The following is a 13368-nucleotide window of genomic DNA, read 5'->3' on the forward strand; positions in this document are numbered from 1 at the left end:
GACGACACCCCGATCGGCGGTGCGGCATGAACGGAACGCTCTCGTCGGCGGTGTGGCTGCTGCCGGTTCTGCCGCTTCTCGGCGCCGCCGTGCTCCTGCTGACCGGCAGGCGCAGCGATGCGTGGGGTCATCTCCTCGGCTGTGTGACCGCGCTGGCCTCGTTCGCGCTCGGTCTCGTCTTCTTCGTCGACATGCTCGGCCGGGACGCCGCCGATCGGGTCGTGCACCAGATCCTGTTCAGCTGGGTGCCGGTCGGCGAACTCCAGGTGGACTTCGGTCTGCAACTCGACCAGCTGTCCGTGTGCTTCGTGCTGCTGATCACCGGTGTCGGCTCGCTGATCCACATCTACTCGGTCGGCTACATGGCGCACGACCCGGAGCGCCGGCGGTTCTTCGCCTACCTCAACCTGTTCCTCGCGGCGATGCTGCTGCTGGTGCTGGCCGACAACTTCCTGGGGCTGTACGTCGGGTGGGAGGGAGTCGGTCTCGCGTCGTACCTGCTCATCGGGTTCTGGCAGTACAAGCCGTCCGCGGCTGCCGCGGCGAAGAAGGCGTTCGTGGTCAACCGCGTCGGCGACATGGGCCTGATCCTGGCGATCATGATCATGTTCTCGACGTTCGGCTCGATCGAATTCGCCGACGTGTTCACGGGCGCCGACGCCGCCAGCGAGGGGGCGCTCACCGCGATCGGGCTCGCGCTGCTGCTCGCCGCCTGCGGCAAATCGGCGCAGGTCCCGCTGCAGTCCTGGCTCGGCGACGCGATGGAGGGCCCGACACCGGTGTCCGCGCTCATCCACGCCGCGACCATGGTCACGGCAGGTGTGTATCTGATCGTCCGCTCCAACGCGATCTTCGACCTGGCACCGAACGCCCAGCTCGCCGTCGTGATCGTCGGCGCGGTGACCCTGCTGTTCGGCGCGATCATCGGCTGCGCGAAGGACGACATCAAGAAGGCGCTGGCGGCGTCGACGATGAGCCAGATCGGGTACATGGTGCTGGCCGCCGGACTGGGACCGGCCGGGTACGCGTTCGCGATCATGCTGCTGCTCACCCACGGCTTCTTCAAGGCTGGCCTGTTCCTCGGCGCCGGCTCGGTGATGCACGGCATGAACGACGAGGTGAACATGCGCCGCTACGGCGGTCTGCGCACCGTCATGCCCATCACGTTCGTCACGTTCGGGCTGGGATACCTGGCCATCATCGGGATTCCGCCGTTCTCCGGCTTCTTCTCCAAGGACAAGATCATCGAAGCGGCATTCGCCGCCGAGGGCGTGCAGGGCGTCGTCCTCGGAACGGTCACGCTGCTCGGCGCGGGACTCACCGCCTTCTACATGACCAGGGTGATGCTGATGACCTTCTTCGGACAACGGCGGTGGGATCCGAAGGCCCACCCCCACGAGTCGCCGGGGGTGATGACGGTGCCGATGATTCTGCTGGCGGTCGGCTCGGTCGCCGCGGGCGCCCTGCTCGCCGTCGGGTCCTCGCTGCAGCACTGGCTGGAACCGGTCGTCGGCGCCCACCACGGGGAGCCGGCCCTGCCCGTGTGGGCGATCACCGGACTCACGCTGGTGGTGGTGCTCGCCGGGGTCGCGGTGGCCTACCGGCAGTACGCCCGGCAGCCGATCCCCGACGTCGCGCCGGCGGACGTCACCGCGCTCACCGTCGCGGCCCGGAGGGATCTGTACGGCGACGCGTTCAACGAGGCGGCGCTGATGCGTCCCGGGCAGGAGTTGACGCGAACGCTCGTGACCGTCGACGACAGGGGCGTCGACGGCGCCGTCAACGGTTTCGCCGCGCTCGTCGGCGGAACGTCGGTGCGGGTGCGGCGTCTGCAGACCGGGTTCGTCCGGTCGTACGCCCTGTTCATGTTCGCGGGTGCGGCGCTTCTGGTCGCCACGATGCTGGTGAGGCTGTGGTGAGCGGCTTCCCGTGGCTGACCGCCCTCTGGGTGCTGCCACTCGTCGGCGCCGGCGTGGTCCTCGCCCTGCCCGTCGACCGGCGCGCGCTCGCGAAAACCGTCGGTGTCGGTGTGTCCGTGGTGGTCCTGTGCCTGGCGGTCGTGCTGGCGATCCGGTTCGACCCGACCGGCGAGCAGTACCAATTCGTCGAATCGCACGCCTGGATCCCGGCGTTCGGCACCCGGTACATCCTGGGCCTGGACGGCATCGCACTCGTCCTGGTGCTCCTCACCGCGGTTCTGGTGCCCCTGCTGCTGCTGGCGGGGTGGAACGACGGTGACTCGGCCGCCGACTACGGCCGGCGGCGGATGGCACACACGTACGTGGCGCTGACGCTGATGGTCGAGGCGATGGTGATCGTGTCGTTCACCGCCCTCGACGTCCTGCTCTTCTACATCTTCTTCGAGGCCATGCTCATCCCCATGTACTTCCTGATCGGAGGATTCGGTGGGGCAGGCAGGTCGTATGCCGCGGTGAAGTTCCTGCTCTACAACCTGTTCGGCGGCCTGATCATGCTGGCCGCTGTCATCGGGCTGTATGTGGTGACGGCGCGCCAGGACGCGTTCGGTGGCGGCACCTTCGACTTCCGGGTGATCGTCGCCGAGGGTCTGGACGCCGACCCCGGCGTGCTGAAGGCATTGTTCCTCGGGTTCATGTTCGCGTTCGCGGTCAAGGCGCCGCTGTGGCCGTTCCACACGTGGTTGCCGGGCGCCGCGGTGGAAGCCACCCCGGCCAGCGCGGTGCTGATGATGGCCGTCGTCGACAAGGTCGGGACGTTCGGGATGCTGCGGTTCTGCCTGCAGATGTTCCCGGACGCGTCCGCGTACTTCGCGCCGTTCGTGACGGTGCTGGCGGTGATCGGCATCATCTACGGGGCGGTGCTGGCCATCGGACAGACCGACGTGATGCGGCTGATCGCGTACACGTCGATCTCGCACTTCGGGTTCATCATTCTCGGCATCTTCGCGATGACGAGCCAGGGGCAGGCCGGATCGACGCTGTACATGGTCAACCACGGCATCTCGACCGCGGCGCTGTTCCTGATCGCAGGGTTCCTGGTGTCCCGGCGCGGCACCCGCCTCATCGCCGACTATGGCGGAGTGCAGAAGGTCGCCCCGGTGATGGCGGGGACATTCCTCGTGGCGGGGCTGGCCACACTGTCGTTGCCGGGCCTGGCGCCGTTCATCAGTGAATTCCTCGTCCTGGTCGGGACGTTCTCACGCTATCGGATCGCTGCCGTGGTCGCGACTTTCGCGCTCGTCCTCGCCGCGATCTACGTGCTGTGGCTCTACCAGAGGATGATGACGGGACCGCTGAAGGAGGGCAACGAGACGGTCCGCGATCTCGTGCGCCGTGAGATCGCGGTCGTGGCGCCGCTGATCGCCCTGCTGCTCGTCCTCGGCGTCTACCCCAAGCCCGTGCTGGACGTCATCACCCCCGCCGTGGGCCACGTCCTCGTCACCGTCGGTCAGCACGATCCTGCCCCCACCGTTGCCGGGCCGGACCCAGAGGGAGGCACACCCTGATGAGTACCTCCGAATTCGTACTCGCACAGTCCGCGACCGTGCCTGCGCCGGACATCGAATACGGTCAGCTGTCACCCATGCTGATCGTGTTCGGCGTGGCAGTCGCCGGTGTGCTCGTCGAGGCGTTCCTGCCCCGGCGCGGCCGCTACTCGAGCCATCTCGTGCTCGCGCTCGGCGGACTCACCGCGGCGTTCGTGGCCGTCGTCCTGCTCGCCGGAACCCGCGACTCGGTGGTCGGGGGAGCGGTGGCTGTCGACGGTCCGACGCTGTTCCTCCAGGGCACGATCCTGCTGATCTCCATCCCGGCGATTCTGATCATCGCCGAGCGGAGCGTCGACAGCGGGGTCGCGGCGGCGACCGCGGAGGTCACGGCCGTCCGCGGGGCGGAGCCGGAAGGCGGAACCGACGCCTTCACCCCGCAGGCGTTCGCGGTCCCGGGCAGTGTCGCCGAGCGGGAGGCCACCAGGAACGCCCCGGGGCACACCGAAGTCTTTCCCCTCACCCTGTTCGCGGTCGGCGGGATGCTCCTGTTCCCGGCATCCAACGATCTCCTCACCATGTTCGTGGCGCTCGAGGTGCTCTCGCTGCCGCTGTATCTGCTGTGCGGACTGGCGCGGCGCCGCCGCCTCCTGTCGCAGGAGGCGGCGCTCAAATACTTTTTGCTCGGTGCGTTCTCGTCGGCGTTCTTCCTGTTCGGGGTGGCGTTGCTGTACGGATACGCGGGAACCGTCGCGTTGCCGGGGATCGCCGACGCACTCGCCCGGGGCACCGAGGACCGGACGCTGGCGCTGATCGGTACCGCGCTCCTGTCGGTGGGTCTGCTGTTCAAGATCGGCGCGGTCCCGTTCCACTCCTGGATCCCCGACGTCTATCAGGGTGCGCCGACGCCGATCACCGCGTTCATGGCGGCGGCCACCAAGGTCGCGGCGGTCGGGGCGATGCTGCGCATCTTCTACGTGGCGCTGCCCGATCTCCGCGCGGACTGGCGGCCCGTGATGTGGGGCGTCGCCATCCTCACCATGGTGGTCGGTGCCGTCATGGCGGTCACGCAGAACGACGTCAAGCGGATGCTCGCGTACTCTTCGGTCGCGCACGCCGGATTCATCCTCACCGGTCTGGTCGCGGCCAACCGGGCGGGTCTGTCGTCCACCATGTTCTATCTGCTGGCCTACGGATTCAGCACGCTCGGCGCCTTCGCCGTCGTCACCCTCGTGCGGGACAGCCGGGGCGAGGCGACGGACCTGTCCCGCTGGGCGGGGCTGGGGCGGCGCTCGCCTCTGGTCGGTGGAGTTTTCGCCCTGTTCCTGCTCGCGTTCGCCGGAATCCCTTTGACGAGTGGGTTCGTCAGCAAGTTCGCGGTCTTCCAGGCCGCACTCGAGGGCGGTGCCGTGCCGCTCGTCCTGGTCGGGGTCGTCAGCAGTGCGATCGCGGCGTTCTTCTACGTCCGGGTGATCGTCCTGATGTTCTTCTCGGAGCCGCAGAGCGACGCCCCGACGATCGTGGTGCCCAGCATGTTCACCGCGGCGGCCATCGCGGTGGGAGTGGTGGTGACGGTGGTGCTCGGTATCCTGCCGCAGGGGGCACTGGATCTGGCGGACCAGGCTGCGGTGTTCTTCCGCTGACCCGACGGTGCCTGCGGGTCGCGAGTGTCCGATGTGACGGATGTAGTCCAAGTGGCTGGCGGGACCCGTGGGAGTGTGGTGGAATGCAAACCGGACAACGTACCGACTGAACGAGAGTGAACGTCGGAGACACGCCGGAGCGCGACCGATCGGATATGGGGGCCACAGTGCAGATTTCTCGGAGAGACCTGTTCCGGTACGCGGCAGCGGGATCCGCCGTCGCCGGGATCGCGGCGCTGACGTCCACCACTTCCTCGGTCGCCGTCGCGAAGGCGGACAGCCTCGGCATCCTGATCGACTACGCGGGTGGCGTGCCCTCGGCGGACGCCATCGTCGAGGCCGGATACGCCGGCGCGATCCGCTACGTGTCGGATCGCCGTCCCGGCGCCGAATGGATGGAAGGCAAGCCGATGCTCGCCGACGAGGCGCAGGCGCTGCTCGATGCCGGACTGTCCGTCGTCTCGTGCTATCAGTTCGGCAAGGGGCCGACCGCCGATTGGCGCGGCGGGCTCGAGGCCGGCAAGCGGCATGCGGAGCGCGGCCTCGAATTGCACCTCGCCGCAGGCGGTCCCGAGGACCGGCCCATCTACGCGTCCATCGACGACAATCCCTCGCCCGCCGATTTCCTCACCATGATCGCTCCGTACCTCGCGGGCTGGGAGTCGGTGGTCGGCAAGGGCAACACCGGCATCTACGCGAATTCCAAGACGCTGGATCTGGCGGTCCTCGCCGGGCTCGGTTCGTGGTACTGGCAGCATGATTGGGGCACGCCCGAGGGGTTCGTCCACCCGTCGGCGCACCTGCATCAGTACGAGATCGACGCGAGCAACGTCGACGGGGTGGGCATCGATCTCAACGACATTCTGAAGCCCGATTACGGGCAGTGGTGACCGGTCAGGCGGCCGGTCGATCGTCCATCTTCGAGAGCCACTCCCGCGCGTCTTCGGGTAGGTTTCCCGCGGATTCCGCTGCGCGGCACCACTTCTTGGCGGTGGCGAGAAAGTTCATCGGGTTGTACGCGTCCTCCTCGCGCGACCACAGGTTGTCGCCGGCGTAGTGGAGGATCGTGATGTTGGCTGCGGCATGCTGTGAACCGTCGCCGGGATCCTCCATGGGGTTGTCGATCTCGCAGATCACCCATCCTCGGTCCTCGTCGATCACGTACCAGTTCGCCGGGAACTCGGTCATCCGGTTGCCGGGGAAGGCCGACATGGTGCGCGTGACCCAGGTGCGGATGGCCTCGCGTCCGGCGAAGTGTCCGAACGCGTGCTCGACGTACGTGGCGTTCTCGGTGAAGAGGTCGGCGAATCCGTCCCAGTCTCCGAGTTCGACGCAGCGGCCGACGGTTCGCTGGTAGTGCGCGAACGCCTCGTCGAGTTCGGCGCGACTCCACGGCATGGTGCATCCCTTCCCTCGTCCGGCACCGCGTCTGCGTGCCTCGAAGAATGAGAACACGTTTCAGTTCTGCTGTGGGCTGTTTTCCGGTGGATGGGATCGATGAAACGCCACCCGAGTCAACTCCGATTACCTGGTGTCACTCGTTTCACTCTGGAGCCGGAGGTTCTGCCATGGATCTGCTGATCAACTTCGTGTACACCGTCGCCTCGGTTCTCTACACCGCGCTGTTCGTCAACGGGTCCTGATTCGCTTCCGCGGTGCCGGAATGTGCACGCTACACATGATATGTATGGTGCACAATGATGTCCCGGTCACGGGTGCAGAGCCTCGGGCAGAATGACGGTAACTCTGGGAGGTGTCGGTGTCCGATCGCGACGAGGTGGCGGCTGATGTCGAGAACGAATTGACATTGCTGTCGCGCTATCACGCCCACGCGCAGCGGGCGGGGTTCCAACTCGACCGTTCCGCCTACCTGCTCCTCGGACGCCTGGAACTCGAACATCCGCTCAGCCTCAAACAGCTCGCCGAGGCATTCCGGCTCGACATCTCGACGATCAACCGGCAGATCGGTGCGCTGCGCAAGCGCGGACTCGTCGAGCGCGTCCCCGACCCGGACGGCGGAATGGCCCGCAAGGTCGAGGCCACAGCGCGGGGGCTCGAACAGCTCCACGCGGACCGGGCGCTGGGCAGGAACGGCGTCGAACGCATCATCGCCGAGTGGAGCGACCACGACCGCGGCGAGCTGCGCCGCCTGCTGACCAAATTCAACGGTGAGATCGAGAAGTACGACGGCAACTCCTGGCCGCGCGCCGGCCGGACGACCTGACGGGGCGCCGTCAGGACTGGACGTGCGCGGTCGCGTCGCGGGCGAGGTCCGGCTCGTCGGCGATGACCGTGAGGTGAGGGTGTTCCGGCGGCGCGTCGTGCCAGCCCTTCCACGACAGCAGAGACCACCGGGACAGCCCCGACAGCGCGGATCCGAGGCTGGCGAACGAGGCGGTGCTCAGTGCCGAGCCGGCCGACCCGACGGATCCGATCGAGAGCACCGAGCCGACGCTCCCGATCGACAGGACGGAGTAGGCGGAACCGATCGAGAGGATGGATCCTTCCGAGCGGACCGACAGGATGGAGCGCCGGGCGTGTCGCGATCGCAGTGAGTGGTCCGGTGTGTGATGCGTCGAGTGCATTCCTCGGTCTACCACGGCGGCGCCGTCGGCAAACAGTGAAGCGGTGCAGACACGAGCGAGGGGCCCACCGGAAAGATCCGGAGGGCCCCTCGCTCGTCAGCTGTGAAGGGTTACGCGACCTGGAACATGCCGACGGTGGGGAGGAAGCTGCACGTGATCGGCGCCGCCCCCTCCTTCTGGGTCGTCAGTCCACCCGACACGACCGCGAGGACGCGACCCGGGCCGGTGTCCGCGATCGCCGACAGGGTTGCCGGTCCGTCGGGGTTGATCTTGGCCTCGTTGGTGAGGTTCTGGGTGGCGCGGCGCTGGTTGTCCAGGTTGATCCACGTCACGGTCAGCGGATTGGGCTGTTCGGCGGCAACGGAACTGGTTCCGAGGGCGGTGAACACGAAACCGGCCTGACCTGCCTTGGGGCCGGGCGGGGGCAGCTGGGCCGGGCCGGGGACCGCGAGGGCGGTGCCCACCGAGTCGGCGCCTTCGCCGATGCAGCCCTTGCCGATGGTCGGGTAGAGGAACTGCGCGATGACGGGTGCGTTCTCCTGCGGGATCTCGGGGCCGCCGCCGCCGCTGCCGTCGAGGAACGTGATGACGCGCTCGAGGGTGGACTTGAGTTCCGGCGGGATGCCGGGGGACTCGAGAAGGTTGCGGGCCTGGTCCAGGATCGCGTCCTGGGGTCCTGCGGCGATGTCTTCGGTACCTGCGGCTGCGCCGATGATGGCGGGTGCGAACGACGCGAGCATCTCCACGGGGATGCCTTCGGGCACGGGCGGCGGCGTCGGCTGCGCGCTCGCCTGGGCCGGCACTGCCATAGCGGCAGCTGCGGCAACGGCGAGAGCAGTTACTGCTCTGCGCATACCTCGGGTTCGAAGCACAGTCTCCCCATCCTTAGTCATAACAGCGTGGACGACAACTCAATCCACGTCTGACGGCTCGGGGGGTCACTCTATGTACAGCGCCCCCGGGTTGTACAGCTCACGAGTTCGTTCACCGGTAGCTGCGGCACCCCGGTGGGAGTGTATGGCATACAGACCCCGACGGTGATCCTCCGGTGACGATAGCTTGTGGCACGTGTGGTTCGTGTGATTGGTGATGCAACTGTTACGCACGGCTACGGACACCTCGGGGGCCGCGGGCGGCGCCGTCTACGCTGTGCGGGACCGTTTCGGGATCGGCTGAGACATCTACACCTCACGGGAGAGCGCCACACTGTGTCCGACCATGCAGCGTCCGACGGCGGAGCAGCCTCCGACGACCCGACTTCCGAGCGATCACCCACGTCGGCCCGGGGAACATCCCCTTTGCACACCCTGTTGCGATGCGCGCCTGTGCTTCTCGTGCTGTCGGTGCTCGGGCGGATGGCGTGGACGCTGTTGAGTCCCAACGGGATGAACCTCGTCGACCTGCACGTCTACGTCGACGGTTCCGAGGCGCTCCACGGTGGCAGTCTCTACGACTTCACCTATTCGGAAGTGACACCGGACTTTCCGTTGCCGTTCACCTACCCGCCGTTCGCGGCGCTCGTCTTCTTTCCCCTGCACTACCTGCCGTTCCCGCTGGTCGGGGTCGGCTGGCAACTGCTCACCATCCTCGCCCTGTATGCGGTGGCGCGAATGAGTCTGGGGCTCGTGCTCGGCGACGCCGCGCGCAGCCCGCACTGGCGCGCGGTCGCGGTGCTGTGGACCACGGTGGGGGTGTGGGTGGAACCGGTGCGCACCACGCTGGACTACGGCCAGATCAACGTCTTCCTCGCACTGCTCGTGATGACCGCGGTCCGCAGCTCCCGGTGGTGGCTGTCCGGTGCGCTCGTCGGGTTCGCCGCCGGGATCAAACTGACCCCCGCGATCACCGGCCTCTACTTCCTGATGCAACGCCGCTGGAAGGCCGCCGTCTTCTCCGGGGTCGCGTTCGCGGCGACCGTCGGAGTCAGTTACCTGCTGATCGGCTCGGAGGCACGGGAGTACTTCACCCACTTGCTCGGTGACGCCGATCGCATCGGGCCGGTCGGCTCGGTGTGGAACCAGTCGCTGCGTGGCGCGTTGTCGCGGCTGCTCGGGTACGACGTCGAGACGGGCGTGCTCTGGCTGCTGGCGGTCGCGGTCACCGTCGTCCTCGCCGTCCTGGCCTGGCGGGCGATCGCCCGGGACGACCGGCTCGGCACCCTCGTCCTCGTCGAGTTGCTGGGGTTGCTCGTCTCACCGATCTCGTGGTCGCACCACTGGGTGTGGGTGATCCCGATGCTGATCTGGTTGCTGCACGGCCCGTACGGGTCGATGCTGGGCACCCGGATCCTCGCCGGGTACTGGCTCGTCACCACCCTCATCGGCGTGCCCTGGGTGCTCAGCTTCTTCCAGGACTCGATCTGGTTGATCTCCCGGCCCGCGGTGCTCGCGTGGCTGGGCACGGTCGACGTCGTCGGCGCGTTCGGTGTCTACCTGTGGGTGGCCTACGCCGGGCGACGCACGAACCGTCCCGCCGAGGCCGTCGGCGACATCAGCCCGCCAGTGAGTCGATCTGCGCAGCAAGATCCAGATCCAGCTGCGTGAGCCCGCCGGCGGAATGCGTCGACAGTGTGTAGGTGACCTTGCGCCACCTGATGTCGATGTCCGGATGGTGGTTCGCGGCCTCCGCCGCCTCCGCGACCTTGCGGACCAGCTCCACCGCTTCGGGGAAACTCGGCGACTCCACGGTGCGGACGAGGGAATCACCCGCCCGCTGCCACCCGGGCAGTCCTGCGAGCGCGGTGTCGATCTCTCCGTCTGACAGCAACTCGGCCATACCTCATGATGGTGCCGTGCCCGAGGAACGTGCAAGACCTGTCGAGAACGCCGGTGAGGTGGTGGCGGCCGCGATCATCGTCGACGGCCGGCTACTGCTGGCGCAGCGGACGCGGCCGCCGGAACTCGCCGGACTGTGGGAACTGCCCGGCGGAAAGGCGGAGGCGGGGGAGAGCCCCGAGGACGCACTGCGCCGCGAACTGCGGGAAGAACTCGGCGTCGAGGTGTCGGGCGGCGACCGGATCGGTGACGACGTCCCGCTGCCCGACGGCCGGGTGCTGCGCGCGTACCGCGTCGAACTGGTGTCGGGCACACCGGCCGCGCTCGACCACGCGGAACTGCGGTGGGTGGACGAACGGGAACTGGGGGAGATCGACCTCGTCGGCAACGACCGCGGCTGGGTGCCGGACCTGCGCCTGCACCTGAACGGTGGGCCTGACCTCAGGCCGCGCGGGCCTTCTTGAGCCCCTTCTTCAGTTCCTTCTTGGACGCGCCCTCGTTCTCGAGCTTCTTCATGCGCATGATCACGACCGGGCACTTGATGCACCGCGTCTTGCTGCGGCAGCACTTCTTCTTCGGCTTGAGACCCGAGACCTTGCTGGCCTTCACCTTGCCCATACTCGGCTCGGCCTTCCTACTCCGGTGAATGCCGGTATCCGCCGGCTCCGCTCAGGCTAGCGTCCCCTCAGCTTCCGGCCCCACCGCACACGCGAGACGGGCCGAATTCGACGTGGCGCAGATCACTTTACGCTGGTCGGGCATGCCCCGCGAAGCCGGCGATGCGCGAAGTAGCCGTTCGGGCGGGTAGTATTCACGTGGCCGCGATGCCTGTACTGGGCGATCTACCATCGCCTCGACGAGGATTCTGAATCGAGATGACAAGGCGGCCGCCAGAAAGCCGTGCGAGGGAACTTTCGCGTGGCCGAATCAACTCAGCCAGGAGAGCCACCGCGTGACCATCACCAGCTTCCGTAACGTTGCCATCGTCGCACACGTCGACCACGGCAAGACCACTCTCGTCGACGCCATGTTGCGTCAGTCGGGGGCATTCGAGGAGCGCGCCGAACTGGTCGATCGCGTCATGGACTCCGGCGACCTCGAACGCGAGAAGGGCATCACCATCCTCGCGAAGAACACCGCCGTCCACAAGCACCACGGCGACGGCAGTGTCACGGTCATCAACGTCATCGACACCCCCGGTCACGCCGACTTCGGCGGCGAGGTCGAGCGCGGCCTGTCCATGGTCGACGGTGTCGTCCTGCTCGTCGACGCCTCCGAGGGCCCGCTGCCCCAGACCCGCTTCGTGCTGCGCAAGGCGCTCGCCGCGTCGCTGCCCGTCATCCTGGTTGTCAACAAGACCGACCGTCCCGACGCCCGCATCGAAGAGGTCGTCTCCGAGAGTCACGACCTGCTGCTCGACCTGGCCTCCGACCTCGACGACGAGGCCGCCGAAGCCGCCGAGCTCGCCCTCGACCTCCCCGTTCTGTACGCCTCCGGCCGTGAGGGCAAGGCGTCCAAGGTTCAGCCCGAGAACGGTCACGCGCCGGACGCCGAGAACCTCGACGCCCTGTTCGAGGTCCTCCTCAACTACGTGCCTGCCCCCAAGGGCAACGCCGACGCGCCGCTGCAGGCTCACGTCACCAACCTCGACGCGTCCGCGTTCCTCGGCCGCCTCGCGCTGGTCCGCATCCACAACGGTGAGCTGACCAAGGGTCAGACCGTCTCCTGGTGCCGCGAGGTCGACGGCGAGCCCGTCGTCACCAAGGCCAAGATCACCGAACTGCTCGCCACCGTCGGCGTCGAGCGCCAGCCCGCCGAGAAGGCCGTCGCCGGTGACATCGTCGCCGTCGCCGGTTTCGCCGACATCATGATCGGCGACACCCTCGCCGACCTCGAGAACCCGGTGCCGCTGCCCCGGATCACCGTCGACCAGCCCGCCATCTCGGTGACGATCGGTACCAACACCTCGCCGCTCGTCGGCCGGGTCAGCGGACACAAGCTGACCGCCCGCATGGTGAAGTCGCGCCTCGACCAGGAACTGGTCGGCAACGTCTCGCTCAAGGTCCTCGACATCGGGCGCCCCGACGCCTGGGAGGTTCAGGGCCGTGGTGAGCTCGCGCTCGCCATCCTCGTCGAGCAGATGCGACGCGAAGGCTTCGAGCTGACCGTCGGCAAGCCGCAGGTGGTCACCCGCCACGTCGACGGCAAGGTGCACGAGCCCTTCGAAGAGCTCACCATCGACTGCCCCGAGGAATACCTCGGCGCCATCACCCAGCTCCTCGCCAACCGCAAGGGCAAGATGGTGCAGATGGCCAACCACGGCGCGGGCTGGGTCCGGATGGAGTTCATCGTCCCGTCGCGCGGCCTGATCGGGTTCCGCACCGACTTCCTCACCGAGACCCGCGGCACCGGCATCGCCAACGCCGTCTTCCACGGCTACGCACCGTGGGCCGGCGAGATCCGCGCCCGCCACACCGGCTCGCTCGTCTCGGACCGCACCGGCTCGGTCACCCCGTTCGCGATGATCCAGCTCGCCGACCGCGGAACGTTCTTCGTCGAGCCGGGCGCGGACACCTACGAGGGCATGGTCGTGGGCATCAACCCGCGCCAGGAGGACCTCGACATCAACGTCACCCGCGAGAAGAAGCTGACCAACATGCGTCAGTCCTCCGCCGACGTGATGGAGACCCTCGCCAAGCCGATCAAGCTGGAGCTCGAGGGCGCGATGGAGTTCTGCGCCGGCGACGAGTGCGTCGAGGTCACCCCGGAGGTCGTGCGGGTGCGCAAGGTGCACCTGTCGGCCACCGACCGTGCCCGTGAGCGTTCGCGTTCCAAGGCCCGCGACAAGGCGGCCCTGTAGTCGGCGCGTCCGACCACGTCATACACAACCGGGCGGATGTACC

The 13368-nt window shown here is 67.6% G+C and carries 13 protein-coding genes; 8 read left to right on the plus strand and 5 right to left on the minus strand.

Annotated features, from left to right (window positions below):
- The first annotated feature begins 26 nt into the window (after positions 1-26).
- From nuoL to ROP_RS29720, 4 genes are all read left to right on the plus strand, one after another.
- Positions 27-1919, plus strand: coding sequence for an NADH-quinone oxidoreductase subunit L (nuoL, locus tag ROP_RS29705; protein WP_015889719.1), 1893 nt, complete (start codon positions 27-29; stop codon positions 1917-1919).
- Positions 1916-3484: an NADH-quinone oxidoreductase subunit M gene (locus ROP_RS29710; RefSeq protein WP_015889720.1), complete on the plus strand. Its 1569-nt coding sequence runs from the start codon at positions 1916-1918 to the stop codon at positions 3482-3484. The genes nuoL and ROP_RS29710 overlap by 4 nt, the downstream gene beginning before the upstream one ends.
- Positions 3484-5106: an NADH-quinone oxidoreductase subunit NuoN gene (gene nuoN / locus ROP_RS29715; protein ID WP_015889721.1), complete on the plus strand. Its 1623-nt coding sequence runs from the start codon at positions 3484-3486 to the stop codon at positions 5104-5106. Before ROP_RS29710 ends, nuoN begins: the two co-directional genes overlap by 1 nt.
- 155 nt (positions 5107-5261) lie before the next feature.
- Entirely contained in the window at positions 5262-5996 is a 735-nt protein-coding gene (locus tag ROP_RS29720; RefSeq protein WP_043825545.1) for a DUF1906 domain-containing protein, read from the plus strand.
- Positions 5997-6000: 4 nt separating this feature from the next.
- On the opposite strand, the gene ROP_RS29725 is transcribed toward ROP_RS29720, so the two are convergent.
- Positions 6001-6504, minus strand: a complete 504-nt coding sequence (locus ROP_RS29725; RefSeq protein ID WP_015889723.1) for a nuclear transport factor 2 family protein — start codon at positions 6502-6504, stop codon at positions 6001-6003.
- A gap of 355 nt (positions 6505-6859) precedes the next feature.
- Between ROP_RS29725 and ROP_RS29730 the strand changes: the two genes are divergently transcribed.
- Positions 6860-7330 carry a MarR family winged helix-turn-helix transcriptional regulator gene (locus ROP_RS29730; protein ID WP_015889724.1) on the plus strand — a complete coding sequence of 157 codons (471 nt, stop codon included), beginning with the start codon at positions 6860-6862 and terminating at the stop codon, positions 7328-7330.
- Between the two features lie 10 nt (positions 7331-7340).
- Here the strand turns inward: ROP_RS29730 and ROP_RS29735 are convergent, their stop codons facing one another.
- Positions 7341-7691 carry a hypothetical protein gene (locus ROP_RS29735; protein WP_015889725.1) on the minus strand — a complete coding sequence of 117 codons (351 nt, stop codon included), beginning with the start codon at positions 7689-7691 and terminating at the stop codon, positions 7341-7343.
- A 110-nt stretch (positions 7692-7801) separates the two neighbouring features.
- Positions 7802-8584, minus strand: coding sequence for an Rv1157c family protein (locus ROP_RS29740; RefSeq protein ID WP_015889726.1), 783 nt, complete (start codon positions 8582-8584; stop codon positions 7802-7804).
- A gap of 315 nt (positions 8585-8899) precedes the next feature.
- Between ROP_RS29740 and ROP_RS29745 the strand changes: the two genes are divergently transcribed.
- The gene (locus tag ROP_RS29745) at positions 8900-10234 is read left to right on the plus strand and encodes a mannosyltransferase (RefSeq protein ID WP_015889727.1); all 1335 of its coding nucleotides are present in this window, start codon (positions 8900-8902) and stop codon (positions 10232-10234) included.
- Here ROP_RS29745 and ROP_RS29750 read toward each other — a convergent pair.
- Positions 10182-10466: a 4a-hydroxytetrahydrobiopterin dehydratase gene (locus ROP_RS29750; protein ID WP_015889728.1), complete on the minus strand. Its 285-nt coding sequence runs from the start codon at positions 10464-10466 to the stop codon at positions 10182-10184. The two genes, ROP_RS29745 and ROP_RS29750, sit on opposite strands and share 53 nt — an antisense overlap.
- Before the next feature lie 58 nt (positions 10467-10524).
- On the opposite strand from ROP_RS29750, the gene ROP_RS29755 reads away from it, so the two are divergent.
- Entirely contained in the window at positions 10525-10929 is a 405-nt protein-coding gene (locus tag ROP_RS29755; protein WP_043825553.1) for a (deoxy)nucleoside triphosphate pyrophosphohydrolase, read from the plus strand.
- Here the strand turns inward: ROP_RS29755 and ROP_RS43425 are convergent.
- On the minus strand, positions 10907-11074 hold the full coding sequence (locus tag ROP_RS43425; protein WP_162130660.1) for a hypothetical protein: 168 nt from the start codon (positions 11072-11074) through the stop codon (positions 10907-10909). The genes ROP_RS29755 and ROP_RS43425 overlap by 23 nt on opposite strands.
- 343 nt (positions 11075-11417) lie before the next feature.
- On the opposite strand from ROP_RS43425, the gene typA reads away from it, so the two are divergent.
- Entirely contained in the window at positions 11418-13325 is a 1908-nt protein-coding gene (gene typA / locus ROP_RS29760) for a translational GTPase TypA (RefSeq protein ID WP_015889730.1), read from the plus strand.
- Positions 13326-13368: the final 43 nt, after the last annotated feature.

The organism is Rhodococcus opacus B4 (assembly GCF_000010805.1).
Lineage (GTDB): Bacteria > Actinomycetota > Actinomycetes > Mycobacteriales > Mycobacteriaceae > Rhodococcus_F > Rhodococcus_F opacus_C.

Excerpts from the sequence above, each read along its gene's own strand:
- ROP_RS29750 (WP_015889728.1), bottom strand. The coding sequence starts at position 10,466 with ATGGCCGAGTTGCTGTCAGACGGAGAGATCGACACCGCGCTCGCAGGA.
- nuoN (WP_015889721.1), top strand. The coding sequence starts at position 3,484 with ATGAGTACCTCCGAATTCGTACTCGCACAGTCCGCGACCGTGCCTGCG.
- ROP_RS29720 (WP_043825545.1), top strand. The coding sequence starts at position 5,262 with ATGGGGGCCACAGTGCAGATTTCTCGGAGAGACCTGTTCCGGTACGCG.
- ROP_RS29725 (WP_015889723.1), bottom strand. The coding sequence starts at position 6,504 with ATGCCGTGGAGTCGCGCCGAACTCGACGAGGCGTTCGCGCACTACCAG.
- ROP_RS29735 (WP_015889725.1), bottom strand. The coding sequence starts at position 7,691 with ATGCACTCGACGCATCACACACCGGACCACTCACTGCGATCGCGACAC.
- ROP_RS29740 (WP_015889726.1), bottom strand. The coding sequence starts at position 8,584 with ATGACTAAGGATGGGGAGACTGTGCTTCGAACCCGAGGTATGCGCAGA.
- nuoL (WP_015889719.1), top strand. The coding sequence starts at position 27 with ATGAACGGAACGCTCTCGTCGGCGGTGTGGCTGCTGCCGGTTCTGCCG.